The 14,194-nt window shown below is 65.3% G+C and carries 14 protein-coding genes; 10 read left to right on the top strand and 4 right to left on the bottom strand.

Features of this window, described 5'->3' with window-relative positions; translation table 11 throughout:
* Nucleotides 1–119 precede the first annotated feature (119 nt).
* From RT028_RS17160 to RT028_RS17150, 3 genes are all read right to left on the bottom strand, one after another.
* Nucleotides 120–992, bottom strand: coding sequence for an ABC transporter permease (locus tag RT028_RS17160; RefSeq protein WP_312936309.1), 873 nt, complete (start codon nt 990–992; stop codon nt 120–122).
* Nucleotides 989–2,005, bottom strand: a complete 1,017-nt coding sequence (locus tag RT028_RS17155) for an ABC transporter substrate-binding protein (protein WP_312936308.1) — start codon at nt 2,003–2,005, stop codon at nt 989–991. Before RT028_RS17155 ends, RT028_RS17160 begins: the two co-directional genes overlap by 4 nt.
* Nucleotides 2,006–2,073: 68 nt before the next feature.
* Nucleotides 2,074–2,541, bottom strand: coding sequence for a hypothetical protein (locus RT028_RS17150; protein ID WP_312936307.1), 468 nt, complete (start codon nt 2,539–2,541; stop codon nt 2,074–2,076).
* Between the two features lie 251 nt (nt 2,542–2,792).
* Between RT028_RS17150 and RT028_RS17145 the strand changes: the two genes are divergently transcribed.
* The 8 genes from RT028_RS17145 to RT028_RS17110 all read left to right on the top strand — a co-directional run bounded on the left by RT028_RS17145 (nt 2,793) and on the right by RT028_RS17110 (nt 11,409).
* Nucleotides 2,793–3,191 (top strand): NUDIX hydrolase, encoded by a 399-nt coding sequence (locus RT028_RS17145; RefSeq protein WP_312936306.1) that lies wholly within the window; start codon nt 2,793–2,795, stop codon nt 3,189–3,191.
* A 219-nt stretch (nt 3,192–3,410) separates the two neighbouring features.
* A complete protein-coding gene (locus RT028_RS17140; protein WP_312936305.1) occupies nt 3,411–3,551 on the top strand; it encodes a hypothetical protein in 141 nt (46 codons plus the stop codon).
* 130 nt (nt 3,552–3,681) lie between these two features.
* Nucleotides 3,682–5,739 (top strand): PAS domain-containing sensor histidine kinase, encoded by a 2,058-nt coding sequence (locus RT028_RS17135; protein WP_312936304.1) that lies wholly within the window; start codon nt 3,682–3,684, stop codon nt 5,737–5,739.
* Between the two features lie 174 nt (nt 5,740–5,913).
* Nucleotides 5,914–6,240, top strand: coding sequence for a hypothetical protein (locus tag RT028_RS17130; RefSeq protein ID WP_312936303.1), 327 nt, complete (start codon nt 5,914–5,916; stop codon nt 6,238–6,240).
* Between the two features lie 81 nt (nt 6,241–6,321).
* Nucleotides 6,322–6,648 carry a hypothetical protein gene (locus RT028_RS17125; RefSeq protein WP_312936302.1) on the top strand — a complete coding sequence of 109 codons (327 nt, stop codon included), beginning with the start codon at nt 6,322–6,324 and terminating at the stop codon, nt 6,646–6,648.
* Nucleotides 6,649–6,988: 340 nt separating this feature from the next.
* Nucleotides 6,989–8,437, top strand: coding sequence for an APC family permease (locus RT028_RS17120; protein ID WP_312936301.1), 1,449 nt, complete (start codon nt 6,989–6,991; stop codon nt 8,435–8,437).
* Nucleotides 8,438–8,495: 58 nt separating this feature from the next.
* Nucleotides 8,496–9,917, top strand: a complete 1,422-nt coding sequence (locus tag RT028_RS17115) for an aldehyde dehydrogenase family protein (RefSeq protein WP_312936300.1) — start codon at nt 8,496–8,498, stop codon at nt 9,915–9,917.
* A gap of 163 nt (nt 9,918–10,080) precedes the next feature.
* A complete protein-coding gene (locus tag RT028_RS17110; protein WP_312936299.1) occupies nt 10,081–11,409 on the top strand; it encodes a hypothetical protein in 1,329 nt (442 codons plus the stop codon).
* 32 nt (nt 11,410–11,441) lie between these two features.
* Here RT028_RS17110 and RT028_RS17105 read toward each other — a convergent pair whose 3' ends face one another.
* Complete coding sequence (locus tag RT028_RS17105; RefSeq protein WP_312936298.1) at nt 11,442–12,176, bottom strand: IclR family transcriptional regulator; 735 nt, start codon at nt 12,174–12,176, stop codon at nt 11,442–11,444.
* A gap of 252 nt (nt 12,177–12,428) precedes the next feature.
* On the opposite strand from RT028_RS17105, the gene RT028_RS17100 reads away from it, so the two are divergent.
* Together RT028_RS17100 and RT028_RS17095 are read left to right on the top strand one after the other, a co-directional pair.
* On the top strand, nt 12,429–13,967 hold the full coding sequence (locus RT028_RS17100; RefSeq protein WP_409567286.1) for an acetolactate synthase large subunit: 1,539 nt from the start codon (nt 12,429–12,431) through the stop codon (nt 13,965–13,967).
* A 2-nt stretch (nt 13,968–13,969) separates the two neighbouring features.
* Nucleotides 13,970–14,194 (top strand): aldehyde dehydrogenase family protein (locus RT028_RS17095; RefSeq protein WP_312936297.1); only part of this gene is annotated, 225 nt, incomplete at its 3' end.

Genomic DNA, 14,194 nt, shown 5'->3' with positions numbered 1-14,194 from the left:
GTAAGCGGCGAAAGGAGGCAGTAGACCGGGTTCAGCGGGAAAAGTGCGGTCGGCTGGCGTCACCGGCGTACAGGCGACAGGGCGGCGCCCCGTGCACGGCGCGCCGGTGCGCGCTTGTGTCATCGCGGCGGTTCCAGCCGCCCGCGTGTCCGCGCGTTGCCATAACCCTGGCTGATCCGGTCGATCACCATCGCCAGCGCCACGATCGCCAGCCCGGCCTGCAGCCCCTGGCCGACATTGAGGGTCTGAATGCCTGCCAGCACATCCTCACCCAGCCCGCGCGCGCCGATCATCGAGGCCACCACCACCATCGACAGCGCCATCATCACCGACTGATTGAGCCCGGCCATGATGCTCGGCATGGCCAGCGGCAGCGCCACCCGGCGCAGGCGCTGCCAACGGCTTGCCCCAAGGCCGTGAGCGGCCTTTAACAACGACGGGTCGATCTGCGCCAGGCCCAGGTGGGTCAGGCGCACCAGTGGCGGCAGGGCATAGATCAGGGTGGCGAACACCGCAGGCACCTTGCCCAGGCCGAACAGCATGAGCACCGGAATCAGGTAGACGAAGGCGGGCAGGGTCTGCATCACGTCCAGCACCGGCAGCAGTACACGCCGCGCCAGTGCCCGGGTGGCGATCAGGATGCCCAATGGCACGCCGACCAGCACGCACAAGCCCGTGCTCACCAGTACCAAGGTCAGCGTCTGCAGCAGTTTGTCCCACAGCCCGAGCATGCCGATGCCAGTGACCATGGCCATCAGCACCGCGGCCCGCAGCCAACTGCGACTGGCATGCCAGGCCAGCACCCCGACCACCGCCACCAGCAGCCACCACGGCACCAGCCGCAGCAGATTTTCCAGCCAGACCAGCGCGCTCAGCAGGTGGTTGGAGACGCTGCGCAAGGTGTCGCCATAGTGCAGCACCAGCCAGTCGACCCAGCCGTTGATCGCATCGGCAAAAGAAAATTGCAGGCTCTCGGGAAACCCGCCCGTCACAGCGCGGCCTCGACCCGTGCGGCGTTTTCTGCCGGCATCCAGGCCTTCCACACCTGCGGATTGGCCTTGAGGAATGCCTTGGCCGCTTCACGCGCAGGCTGGCGCGTGGTGTTCATGTCGGCCAGGGCCTTGTTCAGCAGATCGATGGGCAGGTCGACCTTCTCGAATACCGCCACCAGATCCGGGTACTGCGCGCGGAAATAGGCAGACACGCCGATCGACAGCTTCGCCGGCAGCGAACGGCTGCCGCGTGGCGACGGGTTGCTTGCATCGGTCAAGGTGGCCCAGGCGGTGGCGTCGTAGGGCGGCTCTTCGAGCCGCACCAGGTCATAACGGCCCATCAGCGGGGTGGGGCTCCAGTAATAGAACAGCACCGGTTTGCCCAGCTTGATGGCCGAGGTCACCTCGGCGTCCAGTGCGGCGCCGGAACCGGTGCGAACGTTGCTGTACTGGGCGTCGAGGTCATAGGCCTTGAGCTTCTGGCTGTTGACCGTCTCGGAGGTCCAGCCGCTGGGGCTGTTGAGGAAACGACCCTTGTCGGGTTGTTCGGGGTCCTTGAATACCTGCGGGTAGCGTTTCAGGTCGTCGACGCTGCGCAGTTCGGGTGCCAGCGGCGCAAGCCCCCTGGCCGGATCACCCTTGATCACATAGGCCGGCACCCACCAGCCTTCTTCGGCATGCTTCACCGTGTCGCCCAGGGCGAACACCTGCCCGGCCTGTTCGGCCTTGACCCAGGCCGGGCTGCGACCGGCCCATTCCTCGGCGATCACCTGAAGGTCGTTGCGCGCCAGCGCGACTTCCATGCTCACCGTGCTGCCCGGCAGGGTGTCGGTGGCGTACTCGAAGCCGTTCTCGACGATGAAGCGCAGGATTTCGGTGGTCAACGCACCGCTTTCCCAGCCGATTGCGCCGAAATTGATAGGGTTGAGCGGGGTAATGGCCGCAACGCGCTCGGCGCTGAGCAGACCCACGCTCAGCGCAAGGCTGGCGAGGAGGGCGGAAAGTGGCTTCATGGCGGTCCTTGGGGGTACGGAAGACTCGGGCAAGTGTAGACGACCCCCCGCAGCCCAGCCGCGTCCGGCTAGTGCTGCAACTGCACCAGGGCCTGGCGCAACGCATCGGCGTCGCTGAAGCGGCGCTCACGCACCACCTGGCCACCTTCCATGTCCAGCCATTGCACGGTCTCGCGATCGCCCTTGTAACGCTCGGCCACAGCGCCGGTCTGGTCCAGCACGATGCGGTAGTTGGCCGAACGCATGGCCGGCACCATGACCATCTTGGCCACCGATGGCATTTTCTCGATGTCTGCCACGTACACCACGTGACGCGCATCGAGGTAGCCCTCGGGTTCATCGCTCAGGGTGGCATTGACCAGTTTGGCCGTGGACATGCTGCGCGCCACCAGCAACACCCGCGTGGCGTCATCGAGGGTGTAGGCCTTGTCGTGCTGATCGAGCAGTGTCCAGGGCGCGCGCGGGGCCGTGGTGTCAACGGCAGCCAGGGCCGGGCCGGACAGGCACAGCGTCAACAGCAGGGGAAACCACTTCATGGCAGACCACTCATGTTTGAAAGTGGCTGAACGATAAAGGCTGACTCAGCCAATTGCCAACTTTGCTGCTCAGTACGTAGCAGCGCAGTGTCATCGCACGGATCAGTGAACAAGATTGGGCAGTACGCGTTGGTCGCTTCCCTTGCAGGGTGTTGAAACTAAAGCAGATGCCTGGAGTCACTCGTTATGGCGCGCATAGAGCAAGGGCCCACCATTTCCGGTGAACGACACGCACGATCGAGGTAGGCCGCATGCCGGTAAAGAAGACCCCTGCAACCAGGCTCCGAGCCACCATCTTGTGCCTGCACAGCCGCAAGGTTCTGCTGGTGAGGAAAAAAGGTGGCAAGTGGAACTTCCCCGGTGGCCTCATCGAGTCGGGTGAAACCGCTGCGCAGGCCGCTGCGCGCGAGCTGCAGGAGGAAACCAGCCTCGACAGCCAAGCACTTCTGGCGTTGTGCTCGATCGACACCGGCAGCACGGTTCACCATGTCTTCACAACGCATTTCGACAATCATGCCAAGCCCACGCCCGCCAATGAAATTGCTGCGTGCAAGTGGGTGGGTCTGCAGGCACTCAAGCGCACCCCGCTGACGGCTGCTGCCATGGCGTTATTGTCGGTGCAGTTACCCGCATTGATGGACCTTGTGTAAAAAACTGTAAGGGTCATTGTTCCGACAACTGTAACTGGCATGAAATTCTCATTATCAATTAGGTTGCATTGACAGTGAGTTGATTCGCACACTTCCTTCACCCCAACAACATAATAAGGGGGTTCCATGAGTTGTCTGATCTGTGCTGGCCAGGCAGAGTCCGTCGAGTGTTCCTCCGGCTGGGAAGAACGACACTGCTCGCATTGCGGCTGTTACCGAATGTCACAGGCGCTGATCCTGCAGATGATGGACGAGGGCCAGATCTTCGATTCCAGCAAGATGCGCGACTGGCTCACCGTGCAGCGCGGCGCCGTCGCGATTCCCTCCATCGAGTTTTCCCACGCCATCCTGGTGCAATGAGCCGGCACAGGCGCTCTGGTCAGGAGCGCCGCCCCGGCCTGTTCCCTCGCGCCTGAACAAAGCGCCATCGCCATGAAACCCCCGTGCCAGCAGGCTGTCAGACAGTCCAGAGTCAGGACCGAGACAAACGATGGACCTCATCGATACGCCCCCCATTGACCACAGTGCCCCTGAGGCCCGACGCCCCAACCCGGGCGATGCACAGGAGCGATTGCAGCTGGCCCTCGACGCCGGCGCGATCATTGGCACCTGGGTCTGGAGCATTCCTGACGACTGCCTGACTGCCGATGAGCGCTTTGCCAACGCGTTCGGCCTGTGCCCGCAGCGCTGCGCCGCCGGCATTGCCCTGACCGAGGCCTTCGGTTCGATTCACCCGGACGACCGCGACCACGTCTGGGCACAGATCAGCGACCTGCTGGAGCGTGGCGGACGCTTTCGCTGCGAATATCGCGTACTGCGCAGCGATGGTCAGTACCACTGGATCGAGGGCAGCGGCCGCGCCGATCTGGATGCCTGCGGCAAGGTGGTACGTTTTCCGGGTGTGTTGCTGGACATCGAATCCCGACGTGCTGCCGAGGCCGAGCGTGACCGCGCCACGGCCCTCCTGCGCACCTTTACCAGCGCTGTGCCGGGTGTGGTCTACGCCAAGGATCTGCAAGGGCGCATGCTGGTGGCCAACCACGGCACGACGGCGCTGATCGGCAAGCCGCCCGAGTTCTATCTGGGCAAGACCGATCTGGAGTTCCTCGAAGACCCGGAGCAGGCGCGGCAGATCATGCAGACCGACCAGCGCATCATGCGCCTGGGCAAGGCTGAGCAGATCGAAGAGCAGGTGTCGATGCCCGACGGCTCGGCGGCCACCTGGCTGTCGAACAAGGCGCCGTTTTTCGATGACCACGGCAAGGTGATCGGGCTGATCGGCTCGTCGGTGGATGTCACTGCCCGCAAGACCGCCGAGGCGGCGCTGCAAGCGCTCAATCGCTCCCTGGAAAGCCGTGTCAATGAAGTGGTCGCAGAGCGCGAAGCGGCCCAGGCTGCGCTGCGCCAGGCGCAAAAGATGGAAGCGGTCGGCCAGCTCACGGGCGGCATCGCCCACGACTTCAACAATTTGTTGGCCGGTATCACCGGCAGCCTCGACCTGATCAAGCTGCGCCTGAGCCAGGGGCGTCTGAACGATGTCGAGCGCTACCTCGGCGTCGCCCATGGCGCTGCCCAGCGGGCGGCAGCACTGACCCACCGGTTGCTGGCGTTCTCGCGGCGCCAGACCTTGCTGCCCGTGCACACCGATATCAACGCGCTGATCAGCGGCCTGGAAGAGCTGGTGCGGCGTACGGTAGGCCCATCGATCACGCTCAAGGTGGATCTCCAGGCCTGCGCTGACACTTGTCTGGTGGACCCGGCGCAGGTCGAGAATGCCTTGCTCAACCTCTGCATCAATGCCCGCGATGCCCTCAGTGGCGGCGGTTGCATGACCATCAGCACGCGCACCGAGTGGCTCGACGCTGGCCCCGCGCTGGACCCCGAGCTCGACCCTGGGCGCTACTTCACCCTGTGTGTGGCCGACGATGGCATCGGCATGAGCCCGCAGGTGCTGGCCAAGGTCTTCGAGCCGTTCTTCACCACCAAGGCGGTAGGTGCCGGAACGGGGCTGGGGCTGTCGATGATCTACGGCTTCGCCAAGCAGTCGGGTGGCCAGGTGCGCATCGATTCCACAGAAGGCGAGGGCACCTGCGTGTACCTGCAACTGCCCAGCCATACCGTGGCGGCCACCCTCGCGACCAAGGTTGCAGTCGACCCGACCACCCGCATCACCGCCCAGGACGAAACCGTGCTGGTGGTCGATGACGAGCCGTCAGTGCGCATGTTCGTCAGCGAACTGCTGGGTAGCCGTGGGTACCGGGTCGTGGAGGCGGCCGACAGTCAGTCCGGCCTGCAACTGCTGCGTTCGGACATCCGCATCGACCTGCTGGTGACCGACATCGGCCTGCCGGGCAGCCTGGATGGACGGCAGATGGCCGAGGCCGGCAGGCTGTGCCGTCCGACCCTGCCGGTGCTGTTCATGACCGGCTTCGCGCAGCCCCACGTGCTCGATGAATGCCCGCATCAGCACGCCACCGACGTGCTGATCAAGCCGTTTGCCCTGGAGCGTTTCATCCACAGCGTCAGCAGCTTGCTGGGCAGGTCCTGACCGACCTCGCCCGGTGGCGGGTGAGCGGTCTCTTTGCCCTGGAAATAACTCCATGGCCGCGCCCTTGTGACGCACCGTTCTGATACCCTCATGCAGACTTCACCACCCACATTGATCGACGCGCCGAGCGGCGTCGATTGCACAACGACCTCATCGAGGAAAGGGAGATTCACCATGACCGTTACCGACCGTCTGAGCTTGCTTCAGTACGAGCATCTGAGCCTGGGTGGGTCCGCAGCGGCTCAGTTCACCCAATCGCTCGATGCCCTGCGCGTCCTGACCCTGGCCGAGCGTTACGAACACCCGGCAGCGCTCTACCTGGGCGACATCGCCGACGTCGAAGACCGTGAAGAACTGCTCTGCGCGAAAAGCCTGGCGCTGGGTTTTGCCCATGGCCTGATCGCCGCCAAGGTCATCAGCGAGGCCCAGGGTGAGGCGCTGCGCCAGGTGTTCCAGGACGCCGCCGATCGCGCTTCGGCCGAGCTGCTCAGCAAATCCTGATCCACGCCCAGCAGCCCGCCGGCGCGCCCGGCCTATTGCCCGGCTGAACCCCGGCCTCTGGTATTTCTGGACCGTTTCGGCATGTACCCCACCACCCCGGATGGTCGCTACTTCGTGGTCAAAGGCCAGTTGTGGCGCTGCAGCAACCCGGCCTTGAGCGATGCCGAGCGCCAACGCCTGGTCAAGCTACTGATGACCGCGCGCCGCGCGGTGAAGGCGGCCAAGGCCAGCCACGATGAACATGCCCTTCGCCAGGCCAGGGCGCAGGTCGATGCCGCCAAGACCGACCTGGGTGAGCGTGGCCCGGTGTGGTGGAGTGATGCCAGCCCCGACTACAATCGCCGACGCGTTGCCAACACCCCCTATGCCGCGTGGTACCAGGCGCTGGACGCTGCTGACGCTTCCTGATAGCCCACGTACGCCCAGCCCATTGCCAGCGGCCCCGCTGGCCGTCACGTACCTGTCCGCCCTGGCCTTGCCGGCCGCCTTCACCGTCTGAACGGCCTTGATTGCTGGGGGTAGGGTGCGCGCGTCTCTCGTTGCTGCCTTCTGTAGCCAGCCGGCACTGCGCCGCCTCGTGTGTTCCGCCCCGGTGCACGCTGCCTGCAACCCTGCCGTTTTGGGCTAACCCTCCGCCGGCCAGCGGGTCTAGCATCGATTCCACGCACACGGCCGTGTCTACACAGTGCGATGCAACGTGCAACGTCGCGCCAGACCACAGACTGCCTCATACAACAAGGTCAATAGCATGAGCGTTTCCCTTCCTGCGAACAGTTCCACGGAGCTCAGGCGCGGTACCCTGGGCGTCGGTTTCATCATCTTTTTCGTGATCTCGGCGGCCAGCCCGCTCAGCGTGATCGCCGGCGGCTTTCCCATCGGCATCATGCTCGGCAACGGTGCCGGCACCCCGGCCTTGTTGATGGCCACGCTGCTGGTGCTGCTGGCGTTCTCGGTGGGGTACACCACCATGGCCCGCCACGTGACCAACGCCGGTGGCTTCTATGCATTCTGTTCGCGGGGGCTGGGTGGCACCGCCGGCGGGGCGGCCGGGGTCCTGGCGATGTTCGCCTACAACATCCTGCAGGTCGGCCTGTACGGCATGTTCGGTGGGGTCGTGGCCGGCACCCTGAGCGCGGTGTTCGGCATCGACCAGCCGTGGTGGGTGTACTCGCTGTTGGCCATGGTCAGTATCGCCATCCTTGGCTACCGCAAGATCGACCTGTCGGCCAAGCTGCTGTCGTTCGTGGTGATCGCCGAATACCTGGCCATTCTGGTGCTGGACCTGGCGATCATCCACAGCGGCGGTGACAGCGGCATCAACTTCGACTCCTTCGAACCACGCACCATCGGCAGCGGTACACCCTCCATCGGCTTGCTGTTCTGCTTTGCCGCCTTCATCGGTTTCGAGGCCACCACCATCTACGGTGAAGAAGCCAAGGACCCGAAACGCACCATTCCGATTGCCACCTACGCCTCCGTGCTGCTGATCGGGGTGTTCTACACACTGTCGGTGTGGGCCATCGTGGTGGGTGTGGGCAGCGTCAAGATCGTGCCCACCCTGCAAGCCTTGCAAGACCCGACCACCCTGCTTTACGGGCTCTCCGATCACTATGTCGGGCCGCAGCTGACCCAGGTGATCCGCGTACTGTTCATGGTCAGCATCTATGCCGGCCTGCTGGCCTTCCACAACGCCGCCGCACGCTACTTCTTCGCCATTGCCCGCGACGGCCTGCTGCCACGGCAGCTGGGCACCACCCACCGGGTGCATCAGAGCCCGCACATGGGTTCGGCCCTGCAAAGCCTGATCGCGGCGGTGGTGGTGATGATCTTCGCCGCCATGGGCGCTGACCCGATCCTGCAGCTGTTCGCCTGGTTCTCCAGCCTCGCCACGCTGTGCGTGATCCTGTTGATGGCCATGACCTCCGCCGCGGTGCTGATGTACTTCCGCCGCCAGCCTGAGCTGCGCCTGGGCTGGTGGCGCCGGTGCCTTTTGCCGAGTTTCGCCATGCTGGCCTTGCTGGGTGTGCTGAGCGTGGCGGTGCTGCACTTCGACGTGCTGACCGGGGCCAGCAGGGGGCTGTCGTACACCCTCTGTGCGGTGATCCCGGCGGCCCTGCTCGGTGGCGCGCTGCTGGCCCGGCGCCTGCGCCGCAAGCATCCGCAGCGCTTCGATGCACTCGGCAGTCACAAGCTCTGACGCCTTTCTCTACCGGTGGTGGCGCGCGGTGCGCCGCCTCAGCCAAGGAAATGACCCCATGCAAACCTTCCACTTAGTGATCGACGGCGCCCAGGTGGCTGGCCAGGCCGGTGACTTTGCGGTGCTCAACCCGGCCACGGGCGCCGCCTTTGCCCGCTGCCCGGCAGGCTCGCTGGAGCAGCTCGACGATGCCATCGGCGCTGCCCGCGCCGCCTTCGCCACCTGGCGCCTGAGCAGTGCCAGCACCCGTCGCAGTTGCCTGCAACGCGCTGCCGATGATCTTGAAAGCGAAGCTGAAGAAATCGCCCGCCTGATCGTCCAGGAGCAGGGCAAGCCCATGGCCCTGGCCATGTCCGAGGTGATGGGTGCAGCGGCCTGGACGCGCTACAACGCCGAGCTGAAGATCCCTGTCGAGCTGATCGAGGAAACCGCGCAACAACGTATCGAACTGCACCGCAAGCCGCTGGGCGTGGTGGCCTCGATCACGCCGTGGAACTGGCCTCTGATGATCGCCGTGTGGCACATCATCCCGGCCCTGCGCGCAGGCAACTGCGTGGTCAGCAAACCGTCGAGCCTGACCCCGCTGAGCACTCTGCGCCTGGTGCAGATCCTCGACCGCCACCTGCCGCCGGGGGTGGTCAATATCGTGACCGGCGAGAAGGGCTTTGGCAGCGCCATCACCACCCACCCCGGTATCGACAAGATCGTCTTCACCGGCTCCACCCCGACCGGGCAGAGCGTGATGCGCGGCGCGGCCAGCAACCTCAAGCGCCTGACGCTGGAGCTGGGTGGCAACGATGCGGCCATCGTCTTGCCAGGCACGCCACTGGAGGCGGTGGTAGACGACATCTTCGACGCCGCCTTCCTCAACATGGGCCAGACCTGCGCTGCGCTCAAACGCTTGTACGTGCACGAGTCGCAATATGCGGCCTTCACTGCCGCCCTGGCTGCGCGCGCGGGGCGGGAAGTGGTGGGCGACGGCCTGCAGCCGGGCGTGACCTTCGGCCCGGTCCAGAACATGGAGCAGCTGGAGCTGGTGCATGAGCTGGTCGAAGACGCCCGCCAGCGCGGCGCCACCATCCTGTGCGGCGGCGAGCGGCTGGCGCGCGAGGGGTACTTCTATCCACCCACCATCGTCGCGGATGTCAGTGACGGTCACCGCCTGGTCGACGAAGAGCAGTTCGGCCCGGTCCTGCCGGTGATCGCCTACCGCGACATCGAAGACGTACTGGCCCGCGCCAACCGCAGCAGCATGGGGCTGGGCGGCTCGGTCTGGGGCACTGACCTGGAACAGGCGCAAAACCTGGCTTCGCGCCTGGAAAGCGGCGTGGCGTGGGTCAATTGCCATGCGCGGATTCAGCCGAACACGCCGTTCGGTGGCAGCAAGATGTCGGGCTTCGGCGTGGAGTTCGGCGTCGAGGGCCTGCTGGAATTCACTGGCCAGCAATTGTTGTTCGTGCGCAAGACCGAAAACGCGTGAACCCAGGCTGATCCGCTCACCCGCGCTGCCGGCAGTGCGGGTGGGCGGATCGGCTGTCCTCGCGCCCCGGCCCGAGGGTAACTGACCCCCGGTCAGCGATCGGTGTCGTTGACCTTTCATCTGTACCCATAAGAATGCCGCCAAGGCACCCAGGAGCACCTGCATGACCCCAACGTTGATCACGAAAACCGCCCGCCATGGCCTGGCCCTGACCCTGGCCGTCGGTCTCGGCGCCCCGGCCCAGGCCCTTGAGCTCTACAGCAACGACGATGCCCACCTCAACGCCGATGTGCTGGCGGTGTATGGCCTGTTCAACAGCCGCAAGAACTATGACGGCACCACCGGCGGCTCGACCTGGCGCGAAGGTTTCGTCAAGTACGGCCTGAGCGGCGACTATCGCCTGCGCGACGCCGGGACCGCCTACGGCGCGTTCGCGCTGGTCAGTTCCGGCACCTGGGGCGATGGCGATGCGGGCGGCAACAGTACAGGCGCCGAGCGCACCACCAAGATCGAAGATGCGTACCTCGGCTGGCGCTCCGGCGAGCTGTTCCCGGTGCTGGGCAAGGATGGCGTGGACGTGTCGGCCGGCCGCCAGCAGGTGCGCCTGGGCCGTGGTTTTCTGATCAACGATGACGGCGCCAACCTCGGCGAGGGCCCGGCCGATGGCGCGTTGAACCGTGGCGGCGCGTATTATCTGGCCGCGCGCCACGCCTTTGACCGCACCGCGGTGATTCGCCTGGGTGGCACCGACGGGTTGCACGGCAGTGCGGTGTGGCTCAAGTCCGATAACCGCGCCCAGGCCAAGACCGAAATGGCCGCCGGCACCCTCGATTACACCCATGCGCTGGGCACACTGGGCGTGACCTACATCCATGGCCTGGAAGTCGACGACCGCTGGGCCAGCGACTTCCAGCGCCAGCGCGATGGCATGAACGTGTACAGCCTGCGCGGCGAGGGCAGCCTCGGTGTGCCCGACACCACCTTCGCCTTCGAGTACGCGCGTCAGTCTCCGCGCAGCGCCAGCGAGCGCACGGCCTGGTACGCCGAGGCGGCGCACAGTTTCTCCAGCGCACCGTGGACGCCATCGGTTACCTATCGCTATTCGCGCTACTCCAAGGACTGGGACTTGCTCTTCACCGGCCAGAGCACCGGCTACGGCACCTGGTTCCAGGGGGAGGTGGCGGCCAACTATTCCGGGCCATTTGCGACCAACGCCGCCATTCACCATGTGGGCCTGAAAGCCAACCCCTTGCCCAATGTCACCCTCGGCGCGCTGTACTACGACATCAACAGCGTCAGCACCGGCGCTGCCCCCGACCTCAGCGCCCGCGAGCTGGACCTGTACGTGGAATGGGCCATCAACCAGCACCTGATCGTCACGCCCCTGGTGGGCCTGTACAAGCCGGACCGTGATGCCCAGAGCGGTGGTAACCAGGTCAATGGCAATGGCACCAACGTGTACACCCAGCTGGTGGTGGCGGTGCCGTTCTGATGGCGTGAGGCGTGCAGGATCGCGGCCGACCGCTACGCCAGGTTGGCCGCGATCTTCTGCGCCGTCTGCATCACCCGCGCGGTGACGGCGTCCTGGCGCAGCAGCTGGAAGTTGTCGCGCGTGCCGACGGCCGCCAGGCTGCCAAGGATGTCATCGCTGCCTGCGGCGAAGATCGGGGCGGCGATGCCGGTCAGCCCCAGGTTGAGTTCGTCGTGGGTTACGCAGAAGCCGTCCTTGCGAATCTTCTTCGCCGCCTTGGCAAAACTGTCCCAGTCGTACGGCGCATCGGCTTCGCTGGCCATCTGTTCATCGAACAACCGCTGCAGGCGCCGGCCTTTCTGATAGGCGATCAGCACCTTGGACTGCGCGCCGCGAAAGAACGGCAGCGGCTGCCCGCGGCCGAAGGCAAAGCGATAGGTGTCGCTGGGTTCGGCGATGTAGGTGTTGATGATGCGCCCGTCATAAAAAACGCTGGCGAACACCGCGAGCCCGGTTTCCTCGGACAATCCATGCATCAGCTCGCGCCCGGCGATCAGGATCGGGTCGTACTGACGCATCATCCAGTCCAGCTCGATGATCCGTGGCCCCAGCCCATAGCTGCCGGCGTCCACGCGCACCAACAGCCCCGCCTCACACAAATCCTTGACGTAGCGGTACACCGTAGCCCGCGACAGGCCCATGCGTTCGGCAATGGCATCGGGGTCGATCTTCAAGGTGTCCGGACTGAACAGGTCCAGCACGCTCAGCATCTTGCTCAGGCTGCTCATCTTGCTCCAACGGGTTGATACAGAAAGGTTGATACGTAAGGGGCAGCAGACTGCCGTGATGGCGCGTGCCTGTGGCGCAGAGCTTAGTGCATTCAGGGTGAGAAAAACAGTGTTCGGGGCCAGTCTTTAGCAGCCGATCGATTACATAAATCTCAAATTAAGAGAAAAAAGACAAATAACCGCTTGTTGAGATCTCTTTTATATGTGATAAATCTCTCCATCTGAAACGGCAGCACGTGGAAGGGGTTGAACATGAATGGCGCGCAATGGTTGGTGAAGGCGGCGGTAGCCAGTGGGATCGAGTACTGCTTCGCCAATCCCGGCACCACGGAAATTCCACTGGTGGCGGCGCTGGCCGGCGAGCCTTCGCTCAAACCGGTGCTGTCCTTGTTCGAAGGGGTGTGCACCGGCGCGGCTGATGGCTACGGGCGCATCAAGGGGCGGCCGGCCATGACGCTGACGCACCTGGGCCCAGGCTTTGCCAACGGCATCGCCAACCTGCACAACGCCCGCCGCGCCAATACGCCGATCGTCAACGTGATCGGCGACCACGCCGCCTGGCACGTCAATTACGACCCGCCGCTGGCCAGTGACATCAACGCCCTGGCGGGCACGGTCTCGAGTTGGGTGCGCACCTCGCGCGGCGCCAATGCCCTGGGCGAAGACCTGCACAGCGCCGTGCGCGCGGCATGGCAGCCGGCCGGGCAGATCGCCAGCTTGATCTTGCCCATGGACCTGCAGGCCCATGAGGTCAGCCACACGGCCAGCCTGCCTGCCTTGCAGGCACCACGTCGGCGCTTCGACGGCCAGCGCGTAGAGGCGCTGGCCATGGCGCTGCGCAAGGGCGAGCGCCTGGTGTTCATCGTCGGCGACGAAGGCCTGAGCGAAGCCGGGCTGCTGGCCGCCGGGCGCCTGGCGCACCTGCCCGGCGTGAAACTGTTCGCCGAGACCTTCCCGCGCCTGAGCCATCGAGGCGGCGGTCTGCCTGACCTCGACCGCCTGCCGTACTTCCCCGAAGTCGCCATCGCCGAGCTGGCCAGGTACGACCGTGTGGTGTGCGCCGGCGTACCAGAGCCCATCAGCTATTTCGGCTATGAAGGCATTGCCTCGCGCCTGGCCGAAACCGATCGCCTGCTGCCCCTGGCCGACGTCGGTGATGACGTCAGTGGCGCCTTGGTCGCCCTCGCCGACGTGCTCCAGGCACCGGCCTGCCAGCCCGCGCCGATGGGCATCACGCTACCGGCCGAAGCCGACGGGCTGACGCCGCAATCGATTGGCAGTGTGCTGGCCGCAGCCTTGCCAGCCGGCAGCATCGTCTCGGTGGAAGGCGGCACCTGCGGCTACCCGTTCTTCACGGCTTCGGCCCGCGCCGAGCGCCACCGGGTGATGACCAACACTGGCGGTGCCATTGGTCAGGGCCTGCCGGTGGGCTTCGGCGCCGCGCTGGCCGAGCCCGGCACCCCGGTGTTCTGCCTGCAGTCGGACGGCAGCGCCCAGTACACCATCCAGACCCTGTGGAGCATCGCCCGCGAGCAACTGCCGGTGGTGATCCTGATTGCCGCCAACCACCGCTACGCCATCTTGCAGAACGAGCTGCGCCGCTTCGGCGTCACCGAGTTCGGCCCGCAGGCCCTGGCCCTGACCGAGCTCGATCGCCCGCGGGTGGACTGGAAAGCCCTGGCCCAGGGCTACGGCGTGCCGGCCTGCACGGTGGTGAGCAATGGCGAGCTGCACCGCGCCCTGAGCCAGGCCAAGGCCCTTCCTGATCGAAATGTCTCTCTGAGGAACTGACCATGAGCACCGTGCAACTTGTGCCCGAGCTTCACGCGTTTCTGGACCGCCCCGGCCAGCTGTTCATTGGCGGCAGCTGGCAAGACGCGCGCAGCGGCGAGCGTTTCGAGGTGGAAAACCCGGCCGAGCAGCGCGTCATCAATGACGTCGCCCAGGCCGGTAGTGCGGATGTCGACGACGCCGTGGCCGCTGCCCGCGCCGCCTTCGAAGGCCCCTGGCGGCACTGT

It is taken from the genome of Pseudomonas sp. (assembly GCF_032058845.1).
Taxonomy (GTDB): Bacteria; Pseudomonadota; Gammaproteobacteria; order Pseudomonadales; family Pseudomonadaceae; genus Aquipseudomonas.
The sequence above is the reverse complement of the archived record's forward strand: the minus strand, read 5'-3'. Positions and strand labels throughout refer to the sequence as shown.